The following is a 23399-nucleotide window of genomic DNA, read 5'->3' as shown; positions in this document are numbered from 1 at the left end:
GTGCTGGCCGCCATGGCGGCCGTCTATGAATTGAGGCGTTTATCGTTCAGCCGGTCATCAGCCGGGCCTGAGGTGGAGCGCGTCTCGAACGTGCCACCCTGGACATGATAAACCGTGGGCTCCTCGGAAAAATACGGCGACAGGTGGGCCATGAAGACCTGGTGATCTTCACTGGCCTCGAAGCCAGGCGTGTGATCCTCGAGGGATTGCCACTGCACGATCAGGTTGAATTGATAGGGTGCTTCGATCCCTTGCGCGAGCAGGTGGCTGATGTGCCCATTGGCCCGGCTGAGCAGAGGGGCCACTTCGGCGAAGGCGTGCCTGAAGCTGTCGATATGTGCCGGCTGGATGGGAAGTATGGCGATTTCGTAGATCATGGCAGTTCTCGTTGGGTGATGGGGGCGTCAAACGCTGGCTGGGGTGTTCGCAGGCACGACCGCAATGGCGATCTTTCCTTGCAGGCCATTGTTGGGGCTTTGCAGCCGGGCGTGGGCGAGCGCAACGTCGGCCAGGGGGTAGACGGCGCCCACATGTGGCCGCAGTTGGCCGCGTTCGACCAGCGCGCTCAGCTCATCGAGCTTGCCGCGCTGCTGGCGGGTAAAGACAAAGTGATAGCTCGCGTTCTTGCCCCAGGCCTGCAGGAGGTTCTGCGGCTGCGCAATGTCCACGATCGACACCACGCGGCCCAACTGGGCCAAGGCGTCCGGGCTGCGAGACAGGGCATCGCCGCCGATGGTGTCGAACACCACGTCGACGCCATGGCCTGCGGTTTCCTTGAGGATGACATCGACATAGTCCTGGCGCTCGTGGTCGATGACCACATCGGCGCCCATGCGCCGCACGAATTCGGCGTTCGCTTCGCGCGCCGTGGTAAAGACCCTGGCGCCCATGGCCTTGGCCAGCTGGATCGCCACATGACCGACTCCGCCGGCACCGCCATGCACCAGGATGCTCTCGCCCACCCTGAGCGCCGCGCGGACCACCAGCGCCTCCCAGGCCGTGCCGCCGACCAGGCTCAGGCTTGCCGCCTCGAGATGGCTCAGCGACGGCGGCTTCAGGCCGACGATGCCTTCGGCGGCGACGTGGTATTCGGCATAGCTGCCGGCGCCTTCGAAGATCTGCGGGGTGTACCACACTTCGTCACCGGGGCTGAACGCCGTCACCCCAGGCCCGACGGCTTCGACGACGCCGGAGACGTCGTGCCCGGTGATGGCCGGCAGCGGCACCAGGTCGGGATAGTCGCCGCGGCGGACCTGGTAGTCCAGCGGGTTGACGGAGGTGGCATGCACCCGGACCAGCACCTGCCCGGCCTTTGGCACCGGTTTGGCGGTGTCACGATAGACGAACGCATCCGGGCCGCCGAAGGCATCCAGTATTAACGCTTTCATGGTGTTTCCTCGCTTCGATAAAAAGGGATATCGAGAAATATCGATATAATAAGTGGGATCAAACTGCCTTTCTGGTTCTGGGCGCCTGGCAGGCACCTCGGTGATTGCTCCGTGGTTTCGTTAAAACGGGATATCGAGAAATGCCGATATATTGAGATAAAAGCTAACCCTACAGTTCGCTCCCGATCAGCTCCGCGAGCGCGCTGATGGCCGTTTCGTTGCGCTTGTAGTAGGTCCACTGGCCAATGCGGCGGACCTCGACCAGGCCTGCACGCTGCAGGGTGGCCAGGTAGTCGGACACCGTTGACTGCGACAACCCCACGCCTTCCTGGATACTGCTCACACAGACACCCACGGTGTGAACGTCACCTTCGTCCTGCGGAGGAAAGTGTTTCACCGGGTCTTTCAGGCCTTTGAGGATCTCGAGGCGTGTGCGGTTCGAGAGTGCCTTGAATACGTCGAGCAGTTCCATGACGCGATAATATCGGGATTTACCGATATGTCAAATCGCCCCAGGGCGGCCGGCAGAGACCGCCCTGTGAAGCTGCTTACTGATTCAGGCGTTTGTCGATCAGCCCCTGGACCACACTCGGGTCGGCGAGGGTGGACGTGTCGCCCAGGTTGTCCAGTTCGTTGCAGGCGATCTTGCGCAGGATGCGGCGCATGATCTTGCCCGAACGGGTTTTGGGCAGTGCGGGCGCCCACTGGATCAGTTCAGGCTTGGCGAAGCTGCCGATCTCCTTGCTGACCAGGGCCAGCAGTTCGGCCTTGAGCGCGTCGTCCGGCACGACGCCGTTCATGGGGGTGACGAAGGCGTAAACCCCCTGGCCCTTGAGGTCATGGGGGTAACCGACCACGGCGGCCTCGGCGACGCTGTCGTGCAGCACCAGGGCGCTCTCCACCTCGGCGGTGCCGATACGGTGGCCGGAGACATTGATCACGTCGTCGATGCGCCCGGTGATCCAGTAGTCGCCATCGGCGTCGCGGCGGGCTCCGTCACCGGTGAAGTAGTAGCCGGGCATCGGCTTGAAGTAGGTGTCGACCATGCGCTGGTGGTCGCCGTAGACGCTACGGATCTGCCCGGGCCAGCTGGCCTTGATCGCCAGCAGCCCGGCGCCGGGGCCTTCGATCAACTTGCCTTTGTCGTCCAGCAGTACCGGTTGCACGCCGAACATCGGCTGGGTGGCGCAGCCCGGCTTGAGCCTTGGCGTGCCGGGGAGGGGGGTGAGCATGATGCCGCCGGTCTCGGTCTGCCACCAGGTGTCGACGATGGGGCAGCGTTTCTGTCCGACGGCGTCGAAGTACCATTCCCAGGCTTCCGGGTTGATCGGCTCACCGACACTGCCGAGCAGGCGCAGGCTCTGGCGCGAGGTACTTTGCAAGGGATCGGGGCCTTCGCGCATCAGCGCGCGCAGGGCGGTGGGCGCGGTGTAGAAGATGTTCACCCGGTGCTTGTCGACCACCTGCCAGAAGCGCGAGGTGTCGGGGTAGTTGGGCACGCCCTCGAACATCAGCGAGATCGCGCCATTGGCCAGCGGGCCGTAGACGATATAGCTGTGGCCGGTGACCCAGCCGACGTCGGCGGTGCACCAGAACACCTCGCCGTCACGGTAGTCGAACACGATCTTGAAGGTCATGGTCGCCTGCAGCAGGTAGCCAGCGGTGGTGTGCAGCACACCCTTGGGTTTGCCGGTACTGCCCGAGGTGTAGAGGATGAACAGCGGGTCCTCGGCGTTCATCGGTTCGGCCGGGCAGTCGTCACCGGCTTTTTCCGTCACCTCGTGGTACCAGAGGTCGCGGCTTTCGCTCCAGGCCACGTCAGCGCCGGTGCGCTTGATCACGAATACGCTGCTCACCGCCGGGCAACTGGTAAGGGCCTTGTCGACGTTCTGCTTGAGGGGGATGCGCTTGCCGCCACGCACGCCTTCGTCGGCGGTGATCACTGTACGGCAGTCGGCGTCGAGGATACGGTCGCGCAGTGCGTCGGGGGAGAAGCCGCCGAACACCACCGAATGGATGGCGCCGATGCGCGTGCAGGCGAGCATGGCGTAGGCGGCTTCGGGGATCATCGGCATGTAGATGCAAACCCGGTCGCCTTTTTTCACGCCACGGGCTTTCAGGGCGTTGGCCAGGCGGCAGACCTGGCGGTGCAGTTCGCGGTAGCTGATGGCCTTGCTGTCCGCGGGATCGTCGCCCTCCCAGAGCAGGGCGGTCTGCTCGCCGCGCTGGGCCAGGTGGCGATCGATGCAGTTAAGGCTGACATTCAGCTGGGCGCCGTCGAACCAGCGGGCGCTGCCAGTGTTCAGGTCGCATTGCTGCACACTCGACCAGGGCTTGATCCAGTCCAGGCGCCTGGCCTGTTCGGCCCAGAAGGTGTCGGGGGCATCCACCGACTGGCGGTAGAGGCGGCGGTAGTCGTCGTCGCTGAGGGCGGCGGACTGGCTCACGGCCAGGGCCTGGGGATAGTCGCGGAGATCGAACATGGCGGGTGGTCCTGCTCTTGTTAGGGGCGAGGGACTGCAACGGCTTATTCGATGGACAGTGTAGAAGGTGGGGGTGTTCCCGGGTGCAAAGCATCGCGGGGCAAGTCGCATCGGCGCACCGATGCGACTTGCCCCGCGATTGGTCTTGCTGGTCGATCAGCCGCGGTGACGGCCGCGGAAGTAGTTGATCAGGCCCTGGGTCGAACCATCCTCGGCGTTGTCCTCTTGGGCGCCGACCAGGCGCTGGTAGACACCCTTGCCCAGTTCCTTGCCCAGCTCGACGCCCCACTGGTCGAAGGCGTTGATGCCCCAGACCACGCTCTGCACGAACACTTTGTGCTCATACATCGCCACCAGCGCACCAAGACGGCGCGGGCTGATGCGCTCGACCACCAGGGTGTTGCTCGGACGGTTGCCCGGGATCACCTTGTGCGGTGCCAGCTTGGCGATATCGGCCTCGTTCAGGCCCTTGGCGCGCAGCTCGGTCTCGGCTTCCTCGCGGGTCTTGCCGAGCATCAGCGCCTGGCTCTGCGACAGGCAGTTGGCGTACAGCCACTGATGGTGGTCCGCCACCGGGTTGAAGCTCACCACCGGAACGATGAAGTCGGCCGGGATCAGCTGGGTGCCCTGGTGCAGCAACTGGTGGTAGGCGTGCTGGCCGTTGCAGCCGACGCCGCCCCAGATCACCGGGCCAGTGTCGGTCTTCACCGGGCTGCCGTCCTGCAGAACGCTCTTGCCGTTGGATTCCATGTCCAGCTGCTGCAGGTGTTTGGTGATGTTGCGCAGGTAGTGGTCGTACGGCAGGATCGCATGGGCCTGGGCACCCCAGAAATTGCCGTACCACACGCCCAGCAGGGCCAGCAGCACCGGCATGTTCTTTTCGAACGGCGCGGTCTGGAAGTGCTGGTCCATGGTGTAGGCGCCGGACAGCAGTTCCTTGAAGTTGGCGGTGCCGATGGCCAGGGCGATTGGCAGGCCAATGGCCGACCACAGCGAGTAGCGGCCGCCGACCCAGTCCCACATCGGGAAGATGTTCTCTTCGCGGATGCCGAAGGCCACGGCCGCGGCCTTGTTGCTCGACACGGCGATGAAGTGACGGTACAGCTCTGCCTCCGAACCGCCCTGGGCGAGGTACCAGGTGCGCGCGGCCTGGGCGTTCTTCAGGGTTTCCAGGGTGTTGAACGACTTCGACGAGACGATGAACAGGGTGGTCTCGGCGCGCAGGTTGGCCGACAGCTCGTGGAACTCGCTGCCGTCGATGTTCGCCAGGTAGTGGCAGCGCACGCCGCGCTGGGCGTAGGGCAGCAGCGCCTCGGAGACCAGCTCGGGGCCGAGGAACGAGCCACCGATGCCAATATTGACCACGTCGGTGATCGGTTTTTCGCTGTAGCCGCGCCACAGGCCGTCGTGGATGCGGCCGACCAGTTCGGTGATCTGGTTCAGTACCTTGTGCACTTCCGGCATCACGTTGACGCCGTTCACGCTGAGCTTGTCGCCGACCGGGCGGCGCAGGGCGGTATGCAGCACCGGGCGGCCTTCGGAGGCGTTGATGATCTCACCGCTGAACATCGACTTGATGGCCGCTTCCAGGTCGACTTCCTTGGCCAGGTTCACCAGCAGGTCACGGGTCTGCTCGGTGATCAGGTTCTTCGAGTAGTCGAGGAACAGGCCGCAGCTGCTCAAGGAGAACTGCTCGAAGCGCTTGCCGTCGGCGGCGAAGGCTTCGCGCATGCTGAAGCCCTGCATGGCGTCGCGGTGTTGCTGAAGCGCCTGCCAGGCGGGCAGCGCCGTCACATCGTGGGGGGTACGGTAATACGCCATTGCGGGTGGTTTCCTTGGTGCATGGTCAGGCTTGGACAGCGGCATTCGTTGCCGGTTGCAAGCTGGACATTATAGGCATTGGCGCCAAGGCGGGAATGGGGCGAGGCAAACGGTGTGGATTAAAAATTGTCACCACCTGGATACCTGGCGTGCGTGGGGCGACGATTCGCCGCGCCCACGCGCGGATGTCAGGCGGTCTGCTCTTCCAGGTGCAGGTATATGTTGTCGATCAGACGGGTATTACCCAGGTACGCCGCCGCGATCACCACGAGGTCACGGTCGTCGATCATCGCCGGGCGCAGCGTCAGGGCGTGGCGCACTTCCAGGTAGTCCTTGCGCAGGCCTGCCGCTTCCAGTTGCGCCTGGCCCTCGGCGATCAGCGCCGCGAAATCGCGCTGGCCATGGCGCAGGGCCTCGGCGATGCCGTTCAGGGTGCGGTACAGCGCCGGGGCGGTGGCTCGCTGTTCTGGCGTCAGGTAGCCATTGCGCGACGACAGCGCCAGGCCGTCCTCGGCGCGCACGGTCGGCTCGCCGATGATCTGGATCGGCATGTTCAGGTCGCGCACCATGGCGCGGATCACCGCCAGTTGCTGGAAGTCTTTTTCGCCGAACACGGCCAAGTCCGGCTGGACCATGTTGAACAGCTTGCTGACCACCGTCGCCACGCCTTCGAAGTGGCCGGGGCGGCTGGCGCCGCACAGGCCTTCGGAGAGCTGCGGCACGCTCACCCGGGTCTGCACCGCCATGCCGTCGGGATACATCTCCTCGACGGTGGGGGCGAACAGCAGGTGGCAGCCGGCCTGGAGCAGTGTTTCCTGGTCGGCGGCGAGGGTGCGGGGGTACTTGTCCAGATCCTCGCCGGCGCCGAACTGCAGCGGGTTGACGAAGATGCTGGCGACCACGAAGTCGGCGCGCTGGGCGGCCTTGGTCACCAGGGCGGCGTGGCCGCTGTGCAGGTTGCCCATGGTCGGCACGAAGGCGATGCGCTTGCCTTCGCCACGGGCGCGGGCTACGGCGGCGCGCAGTTCACGGACGGTCTTGACGGTATTCATGCGCTGAACCCATGTTCGCTGCCTGGGAAACTGACTTCCTTGACCGCACGGACATAGGCGGCCAGGGCACTCTGGATGTCCGGCTGGCCGGCCATGAAGTTCTTCACGAACTTCGGCACACGGCCGCTGAGCGACAGCCCGAGCATGTCATGCAGGACCAGCACTTGGCCATCGGTGGCGCTGCCGGCGCCGATGCCGATCACCGGAATGCTTACCGCCTGGGTGATTTCCGCCGCCAGTTCGCTGGGCACGCACTCAAGCAGCAGCATGGCCGCGCCGGCCTGCTCCAGGGCGATGGCGTCGGCGCGCATTTGCCGGGCCTGGGCTTCCTGGCGACCCTGGACCTTGTAGCCCCCCAGCACATTGACCGTCTGCGGGGTCAGGCCCATGTGCGCGCACACCGGCACGCCGCGCTCGGCCAGCAGGCGAATGGTTTCGGCCAGCCAGGCGGCGCCTTCGATCTTGAGCATGTGGGCGCCGGCGCGCATCAGTTCGGCGGCGTTGGCAAAGGCCTGTTCGGGAGTGGCATGGGCCATGAACGGCAGGTCGGCGAGGATCAGCGCGCCATCATTGCCGCGTTTGACGCACGCCGTGTGGTAGGCCATGTCGCGGTTGGTGACGGGCAGGGTGCTGTCATGGCCCTGCAGGACCATCCCCAGGGAGTCGCCCACCAGCAGGACTTCCACGCCGGCCTGGCTGGCGACCTTGGCGAAGGTCGCGTCGTAGCAGGTCAGCATGGTGATTTTTTCGCCCTTGGCCTTCAGGCCGTGCAGGGTGGTCAGGGTTACTTCAGGCATGTAGGGGAATCCTCGTTCAGGCGCTGTGAACAACAACTGCGTACAACGCGTGTATTCATCTTCCGGAGCGGCACATCATCGTCTGTGATGTTCGGGCACAGGTCCGTCCGGGCCTAAATGGGTGATTGCGGCAGAGTGGCGCCGCGGGACGCCTATAGTCGTGAGCGAGGTGGGGGAAGTCAACCAGGCGTGTTACCGCATTGTTACGGCACCGGTGTTACTGGCGTTACCGCGGTCGGAAACGCCCGAATTACAGGCGTTCCAGGCCGACGAAAGGACAATCTTCGAGCAGCTGCGCCAGTGCGCGACCGTCGGCGAGGCGGAATTCGGCGGGCACCAGCTCGGCGAGCGGGTACAGCACAAAGGGGCGGGCATGCATGTGATAGTGCGGCACCTGCAGGCGCGGCACGTCGATGACCTGCTCCCCGAACAACAGCACGTCGAGGTCGAGGGTGCGTGGGCCCCAGCGCTCCTGACGCACGCGGCCCTGGTCGTTCTCGATGGCTTGCAGCGCGTCGAGCAGCTCCAGCGGCGCCAAGGCCGTGTCGATGGCCGCCACGGCATTGGTGTAGCGCGGCTGGCCGGGCAGCAGCGAGTCGCTGGTGTAGAGCGCCGAGGCCGCCGCCAGGCGGGTGTCGGCGATCAGGTCCAGCGCCTGCAGGGCGCTGCGCAGCTGCTCGGCGGGCTCATCCAGGTTGCTGCCCAGGCCGATGAACGCACGGGTGTTCATGCTCAGTCCCAGGCCTGCTCGTCGTCGCGCTTGCGTTTGCCGCCGCTGCGCTTGCGCTTGCGTGGGCCGGCAGTGCCGCCGGCACCGTCGTCGCGGCTGCCTAGCTCGCGGATCATGTCGCGGCGCTGGCTGTCGTTGGCGTCCTGGTAGTCGGTCCACCATTCGCCCAGACCGTCGGTTTCCTCGCCGGCGCTTTCACGCAGCAGCAGGAAGTCGTAGCCGGCGCGGAAGCGCGGGTTGTCCAGTAGCATGTCGGCGCGCTTGCCGCTGCGCCGTGGCAGGCGCTCCTGCATGTCCCAGATCTCGCGGATCGGCAGGGTGAAGCGCTTGGGAATGGCAATGCGCGCGCACTGCTCGGCGATCAGGTCGTGGGCCGCGCCGTTCATGGCCGGGATCGGCGGCATGCCTTGACTCTGCAGGTACAGCGCACGTCCCGGCAGGGCCGGCCAGAGCAGGGCGGCGAAGAGAAACGCCGGGGTCACCGGCTTGCCCTGTTTGACGCGCAGGTCGGTGTTGCTCAGGGCCTGGCTGATCAGGGTGTGGGTGTAGGTCGGGCGCTCTTCCAGGGCCTGGCTGCTGGCCGGGAACAGCGGCTCGAACAGTTGCAGGTCGACCAGCATCTCGAAGGTGATCGCGCCCTGGCCGTTGAGGAACAGCTTGAGGCTTTCCTCGAACAGGCGTGCCGGCGGAATGTCACGCAGCATGGGCGCCAGCTCGCGGATTGGCTGCACGGTGTGCTTCTCGATGCCGAAGTCCAGCTTGGCGGCAAAGCGCACGGCGCGCAGCATGCGTACCGGGTCTTCCTGGTAGCGGTGCGTGGGGTCGCCGATCAGGCGCAGCAGACGATTACGGATGTCATGGACACCGTTGGCGTAGTCGAGGATGCGCTCGCTGACCGGATCGTAGTACAGGGCGTTGATGGTGAAGTCGCGGCGTTGCGCGTCTTCTTCCAGGGTGCCGTATACGTTGTCGCGCAGGATGCGGCCGCTGGCGTTATGCGACGAGCGGTGGCTATCGGACTGGTCTTCATCCGAGTGCGGGGCACGGAAGGTGGCGACCTCGATGATGTCACGGCCGAAATGCACGTGGACCAGCTTGAAGCGCCGACCGATGATGCGGGCGTTGCGGAACTCCGCGCGGACCTGCTCGGGCGTGGCGCTGGTGGCGACGTCGAAGTCCTTGGGCGTGATGCCCAGCAGCAGGTCGCGGACACAGCCACCGACCAGGTAGGCCTGGTAACCGGCTGCCTGCAGACGCTCGACGATGCTCACGGCATGGCGGCTGAACTGGCTGCGCTGCAGCGAGTGCTGGCTCTTGTTGATCACTTCAGGCGTGGTGCGCCTGTGGTGCTGGCCACGAACGGGCGGGCGGAACGACTGGAACAGCTTCTTCAGCATGGGATGCACTGTTTGAAGGAATGATCGGCCAAGGATAGGAGAATGGCCGCATGATGGGCGGGGATTCTAGCATTTACTGGGGGAATGGTGTAGGCGGTGTCGCAGGGGGTGATACGAAGGGGAGAAACGACATGGGGAGCCGAAGCTCCCCATCAAGTCGTTGCGTGCTCTTATTGTTTTTTTTACGGGCTTCTTGTTTTTGTTGAATGCCCTGTCCACAAATCTGAAAGCTTGTGGACGACCCCCAAACCAGGGGTGAAGAGCAAACGGATTGCTTTGGTCGCCGAGTTGATGCTGATCTGTCGATCCAATCAGTTCAGGTGCTGCTTTTTAGTGCAGTTTTTGTTGTTCTCTGCCTGATCGTGGGGCAAGCCCCAAACACAACGCCTCTCCAAAAGAATCAGTTAGCTGCGCCTCCGCCGTCTTGTTCTTATTGTGCGTGAGTCGTTTCGTCTTGTTCTTATTCTGAGTTGCAGTGCTTGTTATTGTTCTTGTACCAGACATATAGCAGGTGCCGTGCCAACTTTTGAAAACCCAATGAAATCGGGGGTTTCAGTGATTCAGGCAGGTTTTGGCGCGGGGCAAATGTAGAAATTTCGTTACCTTACGCCTCGGTGATGTTACGCCTGACAGGGTGGGGTAACAGATTTTTGCGGGAACTGATGTGTTACCGCGCAAACGCATCGCGGGGAATGCCCGCTCCCACGCACCAGGCAAGGCTGGCGTGGGAGCGGGCATTCCCCGCGATCTGTCGGCGTTGAATCAATTGTCGCTGGTGGCGTTGCTCTTGCGCCGCGGGATGCCCAGGCGCTGGCGGCGCTCCCACAGGCATTTGCGGCTGACGCCCAGCTTGCGCGCCAGTTCGGTCTCGGTCATGTGGTCCTGGTGCTCGAGAACGAAATGCTGGAAGTAGTCCTCCAGCGACAGGTCCTCGGTCGGCTCGTGGCTGGCGTTGTTGGCGCTGGCCAGGCTCGGCAGGTTGTCCAGTACGTCGTCGTCTTCCAGGTCGCTCAGCTCGATGTCGATGCCCAGCAGCTCGGCAGAAATTTCCGCGCTCTCGCTAAGGATCACCGCGCGCTCCACGGCGTTCTCCAGTTCGCGCACGTTGCCCGGCCAGCTGTAGTGACGGATGGCCTGCTCGGCCTCGTGGGAGAAATGCAGGTCGTCGCGGCCGATGCGCGCGCTCTGGCGGGCGAGGAAGGCATTGGCGATCTCGTTGACGTCGCTGCCGCGCTCGCGCAGGGCCGGCAGCTTCAAGGCAATCACGTGCAGGCGGTAGTACAGGTCTTCGCGGAACTGCCCGGCCTTGGCCAGGTTCTTCAGGTCGCGGTGGGTCGCGGCGATCAGGCGCACATCGACCTTCTGCGACTGCACCGAACCGACCCGGCGGATCTCGCCTTCCTGCAGCACGCGCAGCAGGCGGGCCTGGGCCTCAAGGGGCAGTTCGCCGATCTCGTCGAGGAACAGGGTGCCGCCGTCGGCGGCCTCGACCAGGCCCGCGCGCCCGGCGCTGGCACCGGTGAACGCGCCCTTCTCGTGGCCGAACAGCTCCGATTCGATGAGCGTTTCCGGAATCGCCGCGCAGTTTACCGAGATCATCGGTGCCTTGGCCCGGCGCGAAAGGTTGTGCAGGGCGCGGGCGACCAGCTCCTTGCCGGTGCCCGACTCGCCCTGGATCAGCACATTGGAGTCGGTCGGGGCGACCTTGCGAATCTTGACGTACATGTCCTGCATGGGCGGGCACGAGCCGATGATGCCGATCTCGCCGTTGGCGGCCGCGCTACCGGCCTTGTCGCTGACGGCCTTGGCGTTGCCGGCACGAGGTTCGGCGGCAGGCGCGGTGGCCGGGGCGTTGTGTCGGTCGCGCAGGATGCGGGCCACGGCCTGGAGCATCTCGTCGTGGTCGAAGGGCTTGGCGATGTAGTCCACCGCGCCCATCTTCATCGAGTCCACCGCCGAGCGCAGGCTGGCGTAGCTGGTCATGATCAGCACCGGTGTGCCCTGGCCGAGCTTGATCAGCTCGGTGCCCGGGGCGCCCGGCAGGCGCAGGTCGCTGACGATCAGATCGAAGGTGGCAATGCTGAAGCGTTCCTGGGCTTCCTGCACCGAGCCGGCTTCGCTGACCTGGTACTGGTTCCGTTCAAGCAGGCGACGCAGGGCCGAACGGATGATGGTTTCGTCTTCGACGATCAGAATGTGCGGCATTGATTCAATTCTCTCGACGGTCTCGAATTTCAGGGGACGTCGCTACGACATGCCGGGGCAGGGTCACGCGGATCCGGGTACCACGTTGGCGCTCGATGTCGGCCGGGCTGTCGATGGTGATTTGCCCATAATGCTCTTCCACGATGGAATAGACCAGAGCGAGCCCCAGTCCGGTTCCTTCGCCCGGGTCCTTGGTGGTGAAGAAGGGTTCGAAGAGGCGGTCCATGATGCTTTTCGGGATGCCGCTGCCTTCGTCCTCGACGATCAGGTCGACGGTGTGTTCGTTCACTTCGCTGCGCACGCGCACGGCGCTGCCTGGCGGGGAGGCGTCGCGGGCGTTGGAAAGCAGGTTGATCAGTACCTGGGCCAGGCGCTGCGGGTCGCCCTCGACCCAGTGCTGCGGGTCGCAGAGGTTGAAGAACTGTACTTCGAAATTGCGCCGGTTCAACGCCAGCAGACCAATGGCGTCCTGCGCGACTTCGGCCAGGCACACCGGCTCCTCGCTGTTCTGCTGGCTGCCGCCGGCATGGGCGAAGCTCATCAGCGACTGGACGATGCGCGACACGCGCTTGGTCTGTTCGAGTATCTGGCTGGACAACTCGATGATCTCGCCGTCGCCTTCGCGCTCCTCGCGCAGGTTTTGCGCAAGGCAGGCGATGCCGGTGATCGGGTTGCCGATCTCGTGGGCCACCCCTGCGGCCAGGCGACCGATGCTGGCCAGGCGCTCGGAGTGCACGAGCTTGTCTTCCAGCGCCTGGGTCTCGGTGAGGTCCTCGACCAGCAGCACCAGGCCGCTGTTGCCCGGGGCCAGCGGCTCGTCGATGGCCGCCTTGTGCAGGTTGAGCCAGCGCGGCTGGCCATCGAGTGCCAGCCGCTGCTTGTGCAGGTGCTCGTCGGGCACGTTGATGAAGCCTTGCAGCAGGCCGCGCCAAGGTTCGCCGATAGTCACCAAGCGCGAACCGACCACGTGCTTGGCGGCGATCCCGGTGAGCTCCTCCATGGCCTTGTTCCACATCAGGATCTCCTGGTCCTTGGCCAGCGAGCACACGCCCATGGGCAGTTCCTGCAAGGTCTGGCGGTGGTAGCGGCGCAGGGCGTCGAGCTCGGCTGCAAGGCCGGTCAGGCGTGAGTGGTAGTCCTCGAGGCGGCTCTCGATGAAGTGGATGTCCTCGGTGACGTAGTTCTCGTTGCCGGACTTGTAGGGCAGGAAGGTCTCGACCATGTCCTGGGCCACGCTAGGGCCCATCAGGCCGGAGAGGTTGGCCTCGATGCGGTCGCGCAGGCGGCGCAGGGCATAGGGGCGGCGTTCGTCGAAGGGCAGGTAGAGGTCGCGCAGGGCCTGCTCGACCTCCTTCTGCGCGGCCTTGGCGCCCAGTGGCTTGGCCAGCTGGGTGGCGAACTCCTGGGGCGAGGCAGCGTGCAGCTCGCGGCGCTGCGGGCGACGCACGTTGTCCACCGCGCAGGCCTCGGCGGCGCTGACTTCTTCGCTGCTGGCGTTGGTGAACAGCGAGATCAGGGTGAACAGCAGGACGTTGGCCGCCAGCGAGGCGATGGCCGCCATGTGCCAGCTGGTATCGTCCAGCACGTAGATCATGTCCAGCAGCGGGATGTAGAAGCCCTGCAGGTTGCCCAGCAGTGGCAGCAGCATGGTCACCATCCACACCAGCATGCCGGCCAGCAGCCCGGCGATGAAGCCGCGGCGATTGGCGGTCGGCCAGTACAGCACCGAAAGCACGCCGGGCAGGAACTGCAAGGTGGCGACGAAGGCGACGATGCCCAGGTTGGCCAGGCTCTGGTGGGTGTTCTGGGTCAGGTAGAAGACGAAGCCGGCGGTGATGATGGCGACGATCAGGGCCCGACGGGTCCATTTCAGCCAGCGGTAGATGTTGCCTTCGGCTGGCGGCTGGTACAGCGGCAGCACCAGGTGGTTCAGGGCCATGCCCGACAGCGCCAGGGTGGTGACGATGATCAGCCCGCTGGCGGCCGACAGCCCGCCGACATAGGCCAGCAGCGCCAGCGCTTCGTTGTTGGCGGCGATGCCCAGGCCCAGGGTGAAGTACTCGGGGTTGGTGCTGGCGCCCAGGCGCAGGCCGGCCCACAGCACCAGCGGCACGGCCAGGCTCATCAGCAGCAGGAACAGCGGCAGGCCCCAGCTGGCGCTGACCAGCGAGCGTGGGCTCAGGTTCTCGGTGAAGGCCATGTGGTACATGTGCGGCATGACGATCGCCGAGGCGAAGAACACCAGCAGCAGGGTGCGCCACGGCCCCTCCTGCAGTGGCGTGTGCAGGGCGGCGAGGGCGGTCTGGTTCTGCAGCAGCCAGACTTCCAGGCCGTGGGGGCCGCCGAACACGCCGTACAGCGCGTAGAGGCCGACGCCGCCCAGGGCCAGCAACTTGATCACCGACTCGAAGGCGATGGCGAACACTAGGCCTTCGTGCTTCTCGCGGGTGGCGATATGGCGCGAGCCAAAGAAGATGGTGAACAGCACGATCAGCACGCAGAAGGCGAACGCCACCCGCGCCTTGACCGGCTCGCCGGTGAGGATGCTGATCGAGTCGGCCACCGCCTGGATCTGCAGGGCCAGCAGCGGCAGCACGCCGATCAGCATGAAGATGGTGGTCAGCGCGCCGGCCCAGGTGCTGCGGAACCGGAATGCCAGCAGGTCGGCCAGCGACGACAACTGATAGGTGCGGGTGATCTTGAGGATCGGGTAGAGCAGCACCGGCGCCAGTAGGAACGCCCCCGACACACCCAGGTAACAGGCGAGGAAACCGTAGCCGTACTGGTAGGCCAGGCCGACCGAGCCATAGAAGGCCCAGGCACTGGCATAGACGCCCAGCGACAGGGTGTAGGTCAAGGGGTGGCGGATGACCGCGCGCGGGATCAGCCCACGTTCGCTGATCCAGGCCACGCCGAACAGCACCAGCAGGTAGGCGGCGCTGATCAGGATCATCTGGGTCAGGCTAAAGCTCATCGGCATCTCGTTGGCTCTGCAGGATGAAGGTGACGACGATCAGGATCAGCCAGAGCAGGTAGGGGCGGTACCAGGCTCCGGTCGGCTCGATCCACCAGTCCATGATGGCCGGGGAGAACAGATAGATCCCCACGACCAGAAGCAGGACCAAACGATAGATGTACATGCTGGCCTCGATGGGTTGGGCGCTGCGGGCTTGGACTTATTATTGGCGCAAATGGCTGGGGCGATGCTAGCGGGAATCGGTAGGGTTCGCCAAGGGGTTGAATTTGTTGGGCTTTTGATTTTGGTATTGCGTGTTCTGGCCCTATCGCGGGGCAAGCCCGCTCCCACGATGCCAATGTGGTCTGCGTGGGAGCGGGCTTGCCCCGCGATAGGGCCGGTACTGCTTTAGCGCAATTGCGCCTCGGGCACCGTCATCTGCCGCGCAATTTGCTCCGGCCGCCATTGCTGCCGGGCCGCCGCAAGCACTTCACGTGGGCTGGCCCCCGCCAGTGCCGGATCTGCCTGCTGTCCCAATGCCCGCAGGGCGCGCAGCAGCAATGGCGTCGCCTGGTCCGCCTCCAGTGGTGGCGAGCGGTACGACTTGCCCAGCTTGTGCCCGTCCGGCTGCACGATCAATGGAATGTGCAGGTAACGCGGCTGCGAGAACCCCAGCAACTCCTGCAGGTACAGCTGGCGCGGCGTGTTGTCCAGCAGGTCGGCTCCGCGCACGATATCGGTGACACCCTGCCAGGCATCGTCCAGCACCACCGCCAGCTGGTAGGCATACAGCCCGTCGCGACGCTGGATGACGAAGTCGCCCACCTCGCGCCCCAGGTGTTGCTCGAACGTGCCCTGGACCCGGTCGCTGAATCGGTAGATCAGCTCCGGCACCCGCAGACGGATCGCCGCGCCTTCGCGGGCGTGCCCGGCGTTGCGGCATAAACCCGGGTAGATGCCGTTGTGGCCTTCCAGCTGCTTGCGCGAGCAGGTGCAGGCATAGGCCAGGCCCATGTTGAACAGGCGGTCGACTACCGTGGCATAGGCATCGTGACGCTGGCTCTGGAACACCACCTCGTCGTCCCACTCCAGCCCGTAGCGCTCCAGTGTCTGCAGGATCGCGTCACGGGCGCCGGGCATCTCCCGGGGCGGGTCGGTGTCTTCCATGCGCAGCAGCCAGCGACCGTTGACGGCGCGGGCGTCGAGCCAGGAGGCGAGGGCGGCGACTAGCGAGCCGAAGTGCAGGAAGCCGCTGGGGGTGGGGGCGAAGCGGCCGATGTAGCGGGAGTCGTTCATGGATTGCACAGCTATATAAATGAAGACGGGGCGTACCCGTCGTAGAAAGCGGGCTAGCCTGCTTCCACAACCGATACGCCCCGTCTGCGAGGGTCCGGGATCAGCCTTTACCGACAGTCTTTTCCTTCTTCTCCGCAATTTCCTTGCAGTCGAAGCACAGGTCGGCGGTCGGACGGGCCTCGAGGCGGCGCAGGCCGATCTCGATGCCGCAGGAATCGCACCAGCCGTACTCGTCGGCCTTGATCTTGTCGAGGGTCTTGTCGATCTTCTTGATCAGCTTGCGCTCGCGATCGCGGTTGCGCAGCTCCAGGGCGAATTCTTCTTCCTGGCTGGCACGGTCCGCCGGGTCGGGGAAGTTGGCTGCTTCGTCCTTCATGTGGTCCACGGTGCGATCCACGCTGACCATCAGCTCGCCTTTCCAGGCGTTGAGGAGCTTGGTGAAGTGCTGCTTCATGAGCTCGCCCATGTACTCCTCACCCTTGGTCTCTACGTAGGGTTCGACACCGTACATGGTCTGGACTTTTTGCTTTTCTACGGTGGACATGAATAGACCGCCTCTCACTCATCTGATCCAATGCGCAGGCTGCTTCCATCTCCGGCGCCCGCCGGCCCTGCGACTGCGAGCCGCCGAACTTACCAGATAGATCCGGGGTGCGCTACCCCGCCCTATGCCTGCTTTTGACAGCGGCATCACCGGCGCGTTCGTTGGCGTGCACAGGTAGAATCACCAGTTTAGACCCAATTGAGAGAAGGCCCATGGCTCAGCCACACAGTGCGCGCAGTCGCGCCATCGAACCCTTCCACGTCATGGCCCTGCTGGCCCGTGCCAACGAGCTGCAGGCCGCGGGCCACGACGTGATTCACCTCGAGATCGGCGAGCCGGACTTCACCACCGCCGCGCCGATCGTCGCCGCCGGCCAGGCCGCCTTGGCCGCCGGGCACACCCGCTACACGGCGGCCCGTGGCCTGCCGCAACTGCGCGAGGCGATCGCCGGGTTCTATGGCCAGCGCTACGGTGTGGACCTCGATCCAGAGCGCGTGCTCATCACCCCGGGCGGTTCCGGCGCGCTGCTGCTGGCCAGCAGCCTGCTGGTCGATCCGGGCAAGCACTGGCTGCTGGCCGACCCGGGTTATCCGTGCAACCGGCATTTCCTGCGCCTGGTCGAAGGCGGTGCGCAACTGGTGCCGGTGGGGCCGGACGTCAATTACCAGTTGACCGCCGATCTGGTCGATCGCCATTGGGACAAGGACACCGTCGGCGCCCTGGTCGCCTCGCCGGCCAACCCGACCGGCACGGTGCTCGACCGCGACGAGCTGGCCAGCCTTTCCAAGGCCACCCGCGAGCGTCATGGGCATCTGGTGGTGGACGAGATCTACCACGGTCTCACCTACGGCATGGATGCGCCGAGCGTGCTGGAGGTGGACGATGAGGCATTCGTCCTCAACAGTTTTTCCAAATATTTCGGCATGACCGGCTGGCGCCTGGGCTGGCTGGTGGCACCGCCGTCGGCGGTGGGCGACCTGGAAAAGCTGGCGCAGAACCTCTACATCAGTGCCCCGAGCATGGCCCAGCACGCCGCGCTGGCTTGCTTCGAGCCGCAAACCCTGGCCATCCTCGAGGAGCGCCGCGCCGAGTTCGCCCGTCGCCGCGACTACCTGCTGCCGGCTTTGCGCGGGCTGGGCTTCGGCATTGCCGTGGAACCCCAAGGGGCCTTCTATCTGTATGCCGATATCAGCGCGTTTGGCGGCGATGCCTTCGCGTTCTGCCGGCATTTCCTGGAAACCGAGCACCTGGCGTTTACCCCGGGCCTGGACTTTGGCCGACACCAGGCCGGTCATCATGTGCGTTTCGCCTACACCCAGAGCCTGCCGCGCCTGGAAGAGGCGGTACAGCGCATCGCCCGTGGCCTGCAGAGCTGGCAGGGCTGACCGATGCAGTTTCCGCCCCTGGAACAGGCGCGCCTGCTGCGCCGCTACAAACGCTTCCTGGCCGACATCGAGCTGGCCAGTGGCGAACAGATCACCATCCACTGCCCCAACACCGGCTCCATGCTCAATTGCATGCGCGAGGGCGGGCAGGTGTGGTTCAGCCGCTCCAACGACCCCAAGCGCAAGTTGCCCGGTACCTGGGAAATCAGCGAAACGCCCCAGGGCCGGCTGGCCTGCGTCAACACCGGGCGCGCCAACGCCGTGGTGGAGGAGGCCCTGCGCGCCGGCGTGGTCGGCGAGCTGGCCGGCTTCACCACGCTCAAGCGTGAGGTGGCCTATGGCGAGGAGCGCAGCCGGATCGACTTCTACCTGGAATATGCCGACGGAGCCAAGGCCTATGTCGAGGTCAAGAGCGTGACCCTGGGTTACCCCGACACGCCGGTGGCGGCCTTCCCCGACGCCGTCACCCAGCGCGGTGCCAAGCACCTGCGCGAGCTGGCCACCCTGGCGCGCCAGGGGATCCGCGCGGTGCAGCTGTATTGCGTGAACCTGACCGGCATCGAGGCCGTGCGCCCTGCCGAGGAGATCGACGCCGCCTATGCCCAGGCCCTGCGCGCCGCCGTGGCGCAAGGGGTCGAGGTACTGGCCTACGGCACCCGCCTGGATGCGCAGCAACTGGTCATCGACCGTCCGCTGCCGGTGCTGCTCACTCCGTGAGCCAGATGCCCTGGCTGTCTTCCCGGCAGTCCAGGGCCTCCAGCCACTCGCCCGCGCAGGGGCCAGTGATGCATTCGCCGCTTTCTATGAGGAACTGGGCCCCGTGATGGGCGCACTGGATCAGGCTCGCGCTGTCGTCGAGAAAGCTGTCCGCCGCCCAGTTCAGCGGGATGCCCCGGTGCGGGCAGCGGTTGCGGTAGAGGTGGACCTTGCCCTGGCGGCGCACGCCGAACAGCGGCACGCCGGCTACGCTGAAGGCGCGGCTGTGGCCCTCGGCGAGGTCGTTGGAGGCGCAGAGAAAATGCATTGCAGCGGAGTTTCCGGTTAAGCCGTGTGACAAAGGGATGGCTTGACGCTTCAATGCGAATAATTATCAAATTGCCCGCATTCGTCGCGCCAGGCTGTCTATGGTGCGCACTTGTGCCGCCCGCCACAAGGTGTGCTGCCCTCCCTCTGCAAAGGAATCCGATGATGCGCCGTCCCGCTGCTTTGATTGCACTGTGCGCCGGTCTTGCCCTGTCCGCCCACACCATGGCCGCCGAGCTGCCGCAGCGCTGGGTCAGCGCCGGTGGTGCCCTGAGCGAGTGGATCAGCGCCCTGGGCGGCGAGCAGCGGCTGGTCGGTGTCGACACCACCAGCCAACACCCCGAGTCGCTCAAGGCGCTGCCCAGCATCGGCTACCAGCGCCAGTTGTCGGCCGAAGGCATCCTCAGCCTGCGCCCCGATGTGCTGGTGGGTACCGAGGAGATGGGGCCGCCGCCAGTATTGGCGCAGATCCGCAAGGCCGGGGTACGAGTCGAGTTGTTCTCCAGCAAGGCTGAGCTTGATGCGGTGGACGAAAACCTCAAGCACCTGGGGGCGTTGCTGGATGACGAGAAGAAGGCCGAGGCACTGGCCTCCGACTATCGTCGGCAACTGGAGGTGCTGCACAAGGAGGTCGAACAGGCCCAGGCCGGGCACAAGGCGCCCGGTGTCCTGCTGCTGGTCGGCCATGCCGGCGCCAAGCCGATGATCGCGGGGCAGGGTACCGCCGGGGATTGGGTGCTGCGCCAGGCGGGAGGACGCAACCTCGCCGATCACCAGGGCTACAAGAACTTCTCGGTGGAGGCCCTCGCCGCGCTGAATCCGGACGTGGTGGTGTTCTCCGACCGAGCCCTCAGCGGCGAGCAGGCCTTGCAGGCACTGATCAAGGAAAACCCGGCCCTGGCGACTTCGCGCGCGGCGCGCGACAAGCGCCTGCTGTCGCTCGACCCGACGCTGCTGGTCGGCGGCCTGGGCCCACGCCTGCCGGCCACCCTGCATGAGCTGGCCGCCAGCTTCTATCCTGCCGCCAAGGCCAGCTTCACCCCATGAGGCAGCGGGTTCGACCACGTACGTTGTTCATTACCCTGGCGTTGCTGTGCCTGCTCGCGGTCTGGCTGTCGCTGGCGCTGGGCCCGGTCAGCCTGCCGTTGCTCGATACCCTGCGCGCCGGCCTGCGCCTGGTCGGCTTGCCGGTGCCCGGCGAAGGCCTGGAGCAGGCCGAGATGATCCTCGGCCAGATCCGCCTGCCGCGCACCCTGCTGGGGCTGGCGGTCGGTGCCGTGCTGGCGTTGTCCGGGGTGGCGATGCAGGGGCTGTTCCGCAACCCGCTGGCCGACCCGGGGCTGGTCGGCGTCGCCAGTGGCGCCGCCCTGGGCGCGGCGGTGGCGATCGTCGGCGGCAGTTGGCTGGGGGGCATTCCCGACTGGTTCGCGCCTTACCTGCTGTCGCTCTGCGCCTTCGTCGGTGGGCTGGGCGTGACGGCGATGGTCTACCGCCTGGGGCGGCGTGACGGCCAGACCAATGTGGCCACCATGCTCCTGGCCGGTATCGCGATGACCGCGCTCGGCGGCTCAGCGGTGGGCCTGTTCACCTACCTGGCCGACGATGCCACGCTGCGCACCCTGACGTTCTGGAACCTGGGCAGCCTCAACGGCGCCAGCTATGAGCGGCTATGGCCCCTGCTGCTGGTGGCGGCGGCCGTGGCCCTGTGGCTGCCGCGCCGGGCGCAGGCACTCAACGCCTTGCTATTGGGCGAGTCGGAAGCCCGTCACTTGGGCATCGAGGTCGAAGGGCTCAAGCGCGAACTGGTGTTCTGCACGGCGCTGGGCGTGGGGGCGGCGGTTGCCGCCGCCGGCCTGATCGGTTTCATTGGCCTGGTGGTGCCGCACCTGGTGCGGCTGGTGGCGGGACCGGACCACCGGGTGCTGTTACCGGCCTCGTTGCTGGCGGGCGGTACCCTGCTGCTGTTCGCCGACTTGATCGCGCGCCTGGCCCTGGCCCCGGCGGAATTGCCTATCGGCATTGTCACCGCGTTCATCGGGGCGCCATTCTTCCTGTTCCTGCTGGTGAAGGTGCGCAGCTGATGCTCGACGTCCGAGGGCTGTCTCTCAAGCGTGGTGGCAGCCAAGTGCTGCACGACATCAACCTGACGCTGCGGCCCGGGCAGGTCCTCGGCGTGCTCGGGCCTAACGGTGCCGGTAAGAGCAGCCTGCTCGGCGCCCTGTGTGGCGAACTGGCGCCCAGCGCCGGGCAGGTGCAACTCGATGGTCGCAGCCTTGATGGCTGGCCGGGCCAGGAACGGGCACGGCGACTGGCGGTGTTGCCGCAGGTGTCCAGCCTGGGCTTTGCATTCAGTGTCGAGGAGGTGGTCGGCTTAGGTCGACTGCCCCATGCCAGCGGCCGTCAGCGTGACCGGGAGATCGTCGATGCGGCGCTGGCGGCGGCGGATGCGGGGTATCTGGTCGAGCGCAGCTACCTGGCGCTGTCCGGCGGCGAACGCCAGCGCGTGCACTTGGCGCGGGTGCTGGCCCAGCTGTGGCCCGGCGAGCCCGGTACCACGCTGCTGCTCGACGAGCCCACCTCCGCGCTCGATCCGCTGCACCAGCACACCACGCTGCAGGCGGTGCGCAGCTTCGCCGACCGTGGTGCGGCGGTGCTGGTCATCCTGCATGACCTGAACCTGGCGGCGCGCTACTGTGACCATATCCTGCTGCTGGAACAGGGCCGCTGCCATGCCCTGGACACGCCGCAACAGGTGCTGACGCCGGCGGCGCTGCGGGCAGTGTTCGGTATCGATGTCCTGGTCCAGCCGCACCCGGAGCGCGGCCATCCGCTGATCATCACTCGCTAAGAGGCTTGCACCATGCGCCATCCCCTGCTGTCCATCTGTCTGGTGCTGGCTTTGGGAGGTTGCCAGGCGAGCCTGCCACCCGCGCCGGCCTGGCAGGGTACTGAGGGCCGTGCCAACGCCCAGTTGGGACGGATCATCGAATTGTCCAGCGGCCAGGCCTTGAGTCCCGGGCAGCTGGTCCAGCGCCTGGCCGATGCGCCACGGGTGCTGGTGGGTGAAAAGCACGACAACCCCGACCACCACCGCCTGCAGCTCTGGTTGCTGCGTGCCCTGGAGAGCCGCCGGCCACAGGGCAGCCTGCTGCTGGAAATGCTTGAGCCGCGACAGCAGGCCCTGGTCGATGCGCAGAAGGGCAAGGTGTCGCCGGCAGCCGACCTGCCCAAGGCCCTCGACTGGCAGCCCAGCTGGAACTGGGCGCTGTACGGGCCGATCGTCCGCGAGGCCCTGGCCCAACCTTACCCGCTGCTGGCCGCTAACCTGTCGCCGGAGGAAGTCCGCCGGGCCTATCGCCAGCCAGCGACACCCCCGGGCGAGCGCTCCAATGCGCCGGCAGTGGTGCAGGCGCTGCTGGCCCAGGTGCGCGCCGGCCACTGCAACCTGCTGCCGGAAAGCCAGCTACCGGCGATGCTGGCGGTGCAGCAGCAGCGTGACCGACGCATCGCCGAGCGGCTGCTGGCCGCGCCACAGCCGGCACTGCTGCTCACCGGCAGCTACCATGCGCGCAAGGACCTGGGCGTGCCCCTGCACCTGGCCGATCTCGGCGCCAATGCCGAGGGCACGGTGCTGTTGCTGGCGGAAGTGGGGGAGGCGGTCGAGCCAGCCATGGCTGACTTCGTCTGGTATACCCCGGCGACGCCGGAGCAGGACTACTGCGCCCAGCTGCGCAAGGCGCACTGAATCGCGGGCAAAAAAAGACCCGGCAAAGTGCCGGGTCAATAACCGTGATTAGCCTGATGAGGAGATAATCTGAGCGTCCGAACCAGGGAGCATTCAGGTTACCCAACCAGTCTCGCGACCAGTTGTGATAATCATAACGATTCTCATTTCGAGGTCAATGCCTTTTGCGAATTATTTTTCGTTTTTCTGTGCCGGGTACTTCGCGTCGAGCTGCTGGTTCAGCGCTTGCTTGCGTTCGGCCGGCAGGTCGTTCCAGTGCATGTCCAGCAGGGCCCCCTCGATGGCGTACAACAACACCTTCGAAGCCCGGAATCCTCGCGTTCTCACGGCTTGATAGGCACCCACTGCGCCGAGCCGGCGCAGGTCCGAAGCACTGTGGATACCGACGGCGTGCAGCCATTGCGCGGAGGTCTTGCCAAGGTTTTTCAGATGCTGCAATTCATCGTTCATCGAGCCTCCTTGCGATGGCTGAACGGGTCGTGGGGATAAATCGCGAGCAGGTCAATGAGGAGTGTAGCGGGGGTTGTGAATAACGCGGCCTTTTGCCATCGGCGCCGACGGGATGCAGTACTTTCGC

General features: G+C 65.5%; 22 protein-coding genes. 6 read left to right on the top strand and 16 right to left on the bottom strand.

The window, feature by feature from the left end; genetic code table 11:
• Positions 1 to 23: 23 nt before the first annotated feature.
• The 14 genes from AC25M7_RS18600 to dksA form a co-directional block, all read right to left on the bottom strand.
• Positions 24 to 377 carry an antibiotic biosynthesis monooxygenase family protein gene (locus tag AC25M7_RS18600; RefSeq protein ID WP_028691243.1) on the bottom strand — a complete coding sequence of 118 codons (354 nt, stop codon included), beginning with the start codon at positions 375 to 377 and terminating at the stop codon, positions 24 to 26.
• A gap of 27 nt (positions 378 to 404) precedes the next feature.
• Entirely contained in the window at positions 405 to 1388 is a 984-nt protein-coding gene (locus AC25M7_RS18595) for a zinc-dependent alcohol dehydrogenase family protein (protein WP_028691242.1), read from the bottom strand.
• Positions 1389 to 1557: 169 nt separating this feature from the next.
• The gene (locus AC25M7_RS18590) at positions 1558 to 1860 is read right to left on the bottom strand and encodes an ArsR/SmtB family transcription factor (RefSeq protein ID WP_028691241.1); all 303 of its coding nucleotides are present in this window, start codon (positions 1858 to 1860) and stop codon (positions 1558 to 1560) included.
• Between the two features lie 76 nt (positions 1861 to 1936).
• Entirely contained in the window at positions 1937 to 3871 is a 1935-nt protein-coding gene (gene acs / locus AC25M7_RS18585) for an acetate--CoA ligase (protein ID WP_486971352.1), read from the bottom strand.
• A 156-nt stretch (positions 3872 to 4027) separates the two neighbouring features.
• Positions 4028 to 5692: a glucose-6-phosphate isomerase gene (gene pgi / locus AC25M7_RS18580; RefSeq protein ID WP_028691239.1), complete on the bottom strand. Its 1665-nt coding sequence runs from the start codon at positions 5690 to 5692 to the stop codon at positions 4028 to 4030.
• Between the two features lie 188 nt (positions 5693 to 5880).
• On the bottom strand, positions 5881 to 6744 hold the full coding sequence (gene panC, locus AC25M7_RS18575; protein WP_028691238.1) for a pantoate--beta-alanine ligase: 864 nt from the start codon (positions 6742 to 6744) through the stop codon (positions 5881 to 5883).
• Positions 6741 to 7541, bottom strand: coding sequence for a 3-methyl-2-oxobutanoate hydroxymethyltransferase (gene panB, locus AC25M7_RS18570; protein ID WP_028691237.1), 801 nt, complete (start codon positions 7539 to 7541; stop codon positions 6741 to 6743). Before panB ends, panC begins: the two co-directional genes overlap by 4 nt.
• A gap of 250 nt (positions 7542 to 7791) precedes the next feature.
• Positions 7792 to 8271: a 2-amino-4-hydroxy-6-hydroxymethyldihydropteridine diphosphokinase gene (gene folK / locus AC25M7_RS18565; protein WP_236179475.1), complete on the bottom strand. Its 480-nt coding sequence runs from the start codon at positions 8269 to 8271 to the stop codon at positions 7792 to 7794.
• 2 nt (positions 8272 to 8273) lie between these two features.
• Positions 8274 to 9668: a polynucleotide adenylyltransferase PcnB gene (locus AC25M7_RS18560; protein WP_486971351.1), complete on the bottom strand. Its 1395-nt coding sequence runs from the start codon at positions 9666 to 9668 to the stop codon at positions 8274 to 8276.
• A gap of 762 nt (positions 9669 to 10430) precedes the next feature.
• Positions 10431 to 11873, bottom strand: coding sequence for a sigma-54-dependent transcriptional regulator (locus AC25M7_RS18555; protein WP_069017543.1), 1443 nt, complete (start codon positions 11871 to 11873; stop codon positions 10431 to 10433).
• A gap of 4 nt (positions 11874 to 11877) precedes the next feature.
• Positions 11878 to 14853 (bottom strand): sensor histidine kinase, encoded by a 2976-nt coding sequence (locus AC25M7_RS18550; protein ID WP_028691233.1) that lies wholly within the window; start codon positions 14851 to 14853, stop codon positions 11878 to 11880.
• Entirely contained in the window at positions 14837 to 15013 is a 177-nt protein-coding gene (locus AC25M7_RS18545; protein ID WP_003250005.1) for a hypothetical protein, read from the bottom strand. Before AC25M7_RS18545 ends, AC25M7_RS18550 begins: the two co-directional genes overlap by 17 nt.
• Positions 15014 to 15237: 224 nt before the next feature.
• Positions 15238 to 16125: a tRNA glutamyl-Q(34) synthetase GluQRS gene (gene gluQRS, locus AC25M7_RS18540; RefSeq protein WP_088851444.1), complete on the bottom strand. Its 888-nt coding sequence runs from the start codon at positions 16123 to 16125 to the stop codon at positions 15238 to 15240.
• Between the two features lie 100 nt (positions 16126 to 16225).
• A complete protein-coding gene (gene dksA, locus AC25M7_RS18535; RefSeq protein ID WP_028691231.1) occupies positions 16226 to 16669 on the bottom strand; it encodes an RNA polymerase-binding protein DksA in 444 nt (147 codons plus the stop codon).
• A gap of 212 nt (positions 16670 to 16881) precedes the next feature.
• Between dksA and AC25M7_RS18530 the strand changes: the two genes are divergently transcribed.
• Together AC25M7_RS18530 and sfsA are read left to right on the top strand one after the other, a co-directional pair.
• A complete protein-coding gene (locus AC25M7_RS18530; protein ID WP_028691230.1) occupies positions 16882 to 18054 on the top strand; it encodes a pyridoxal phosphate-dependent aminotransferase in 1173 nt (390 codons plus the stop codon).
• A gap of 3 nt (positions 18055 to 18057) precedes the next feature.
• Positions 18058 to 18771: a DNA/RNA nuclease SfsA gene (gene sfsA / locus AC25M7_RS18525; protein ID WP_069017544.1), complete on the top strand. Its 714-nt coding sequence runs from the start codon at positions 18058 to 18060 to the stop codon at positions 18769 to 18771.
• Here the strand turns inward: sfsA and AC25M7_RS18520 are convergent.
• The gene (locus AC25M7_RS18520; RefSeq protein WP_028691228.1) at positions 18761 to 19078 is read right to left on the bottom strand and encodes a Rieske (2Fe-2S) protein; all 318 of its coding nucleotides are present in this window, start codon (positions 19076 to 19078) and stop codon (positions 18761 to 18763) included. The two genes, sfsA and AC25M7_RS18520, sit on opposite strands and share 11 nt — an antisense overlap.
• 161 nt (positions 19079 to 19239) lie before the next feature.
• On the opposite strand from AC25M7_RS18520, the gene AC25M7_RS18515 reads away from it, so the two are divergent.
• The 4 genes from AC25M7_RS18515 to AC25M7_RS18500 are packed head-to-tail and all read left to right on the top strand — an operon-like array spanning position 19240 to position 22822.
• Positions 19240 to 20124: a heme/hemin ABC transporter substrate-binding protein gene (locus AC25M7_RS18515; protein ID WP_069017546.1), complete on the top strand. Its 885-nt coding sequence runs from the start codon at positions 19240 to 19242 to the stop codon at positions 20122 to 20124.
• Positions 20125 to 20174: 50 nt separating this feature from the next.
• Positions 20175 to 21158 (top strand): FecCD family ABC transporter permease, encoded by a 984-nt coding sequence (locus AC25M7_RS18510; RefSeq protein WP_169740504.1) that lies wholly within the window; start codon positions 20175 to 20177, stop codon positions 21156 to 21158.
• Positions 21158 to 21925: a heme ABC transporter ATP-binding protein gene (locus AC25M7_RS18505; RefSeq protein ID WP_062360930.1), complete on the top strand. Its 768-nt coding sequence runs from the start codon at positions 21158 to 21160 to the stop codon at positions 21923 to 21925. The genes AC25M7_RS18510 and AC25M7_RS18505 overlap by 1 nt, the downstream gene beginning before the upstream one ends.
• Positions 21926 to 21937: 12 nt before the next feature.
• On the top strand, positions 21938 to 22822 hold the full coding sequence (locus tag AC25M7_RS18500) for a ChaN family lipoprotein (protein WP_486971350.1): 885 nt from the start codon (positions 21938 to 21940) through the stop codon (positions 22820 to 22822).
• A gap of 171 nt (positions 22823 to 22993) precedes the next feature.
• Here the strand turns inward: AC25M7_RS18500 and AC25M7_RS18495 are convergent, their stop codons facing one another.
• Positions 22994 to 23272 (bottom strand): TfoX/Sxy family protein, encoded by a 279-nt coding sequence (locus AC25M7_RS18495; protein WP_486971349.1) that lies wholly within the window; start codon positions 23270 to 23272, stop codon positions 22994 to 22996.
• Positions 23273 to 23399: the final 127 nt, after the last annotated feature.

The sequence above is a fragment of the Pseudomonas sp. P106(2024) genome, from assembly GCF_057480815.1.
The sequence above is the reverse complement of the archived record's forward strand: the minus strand, read 5'-3'. Positions and strand labels throughout refer to the sequence as shown.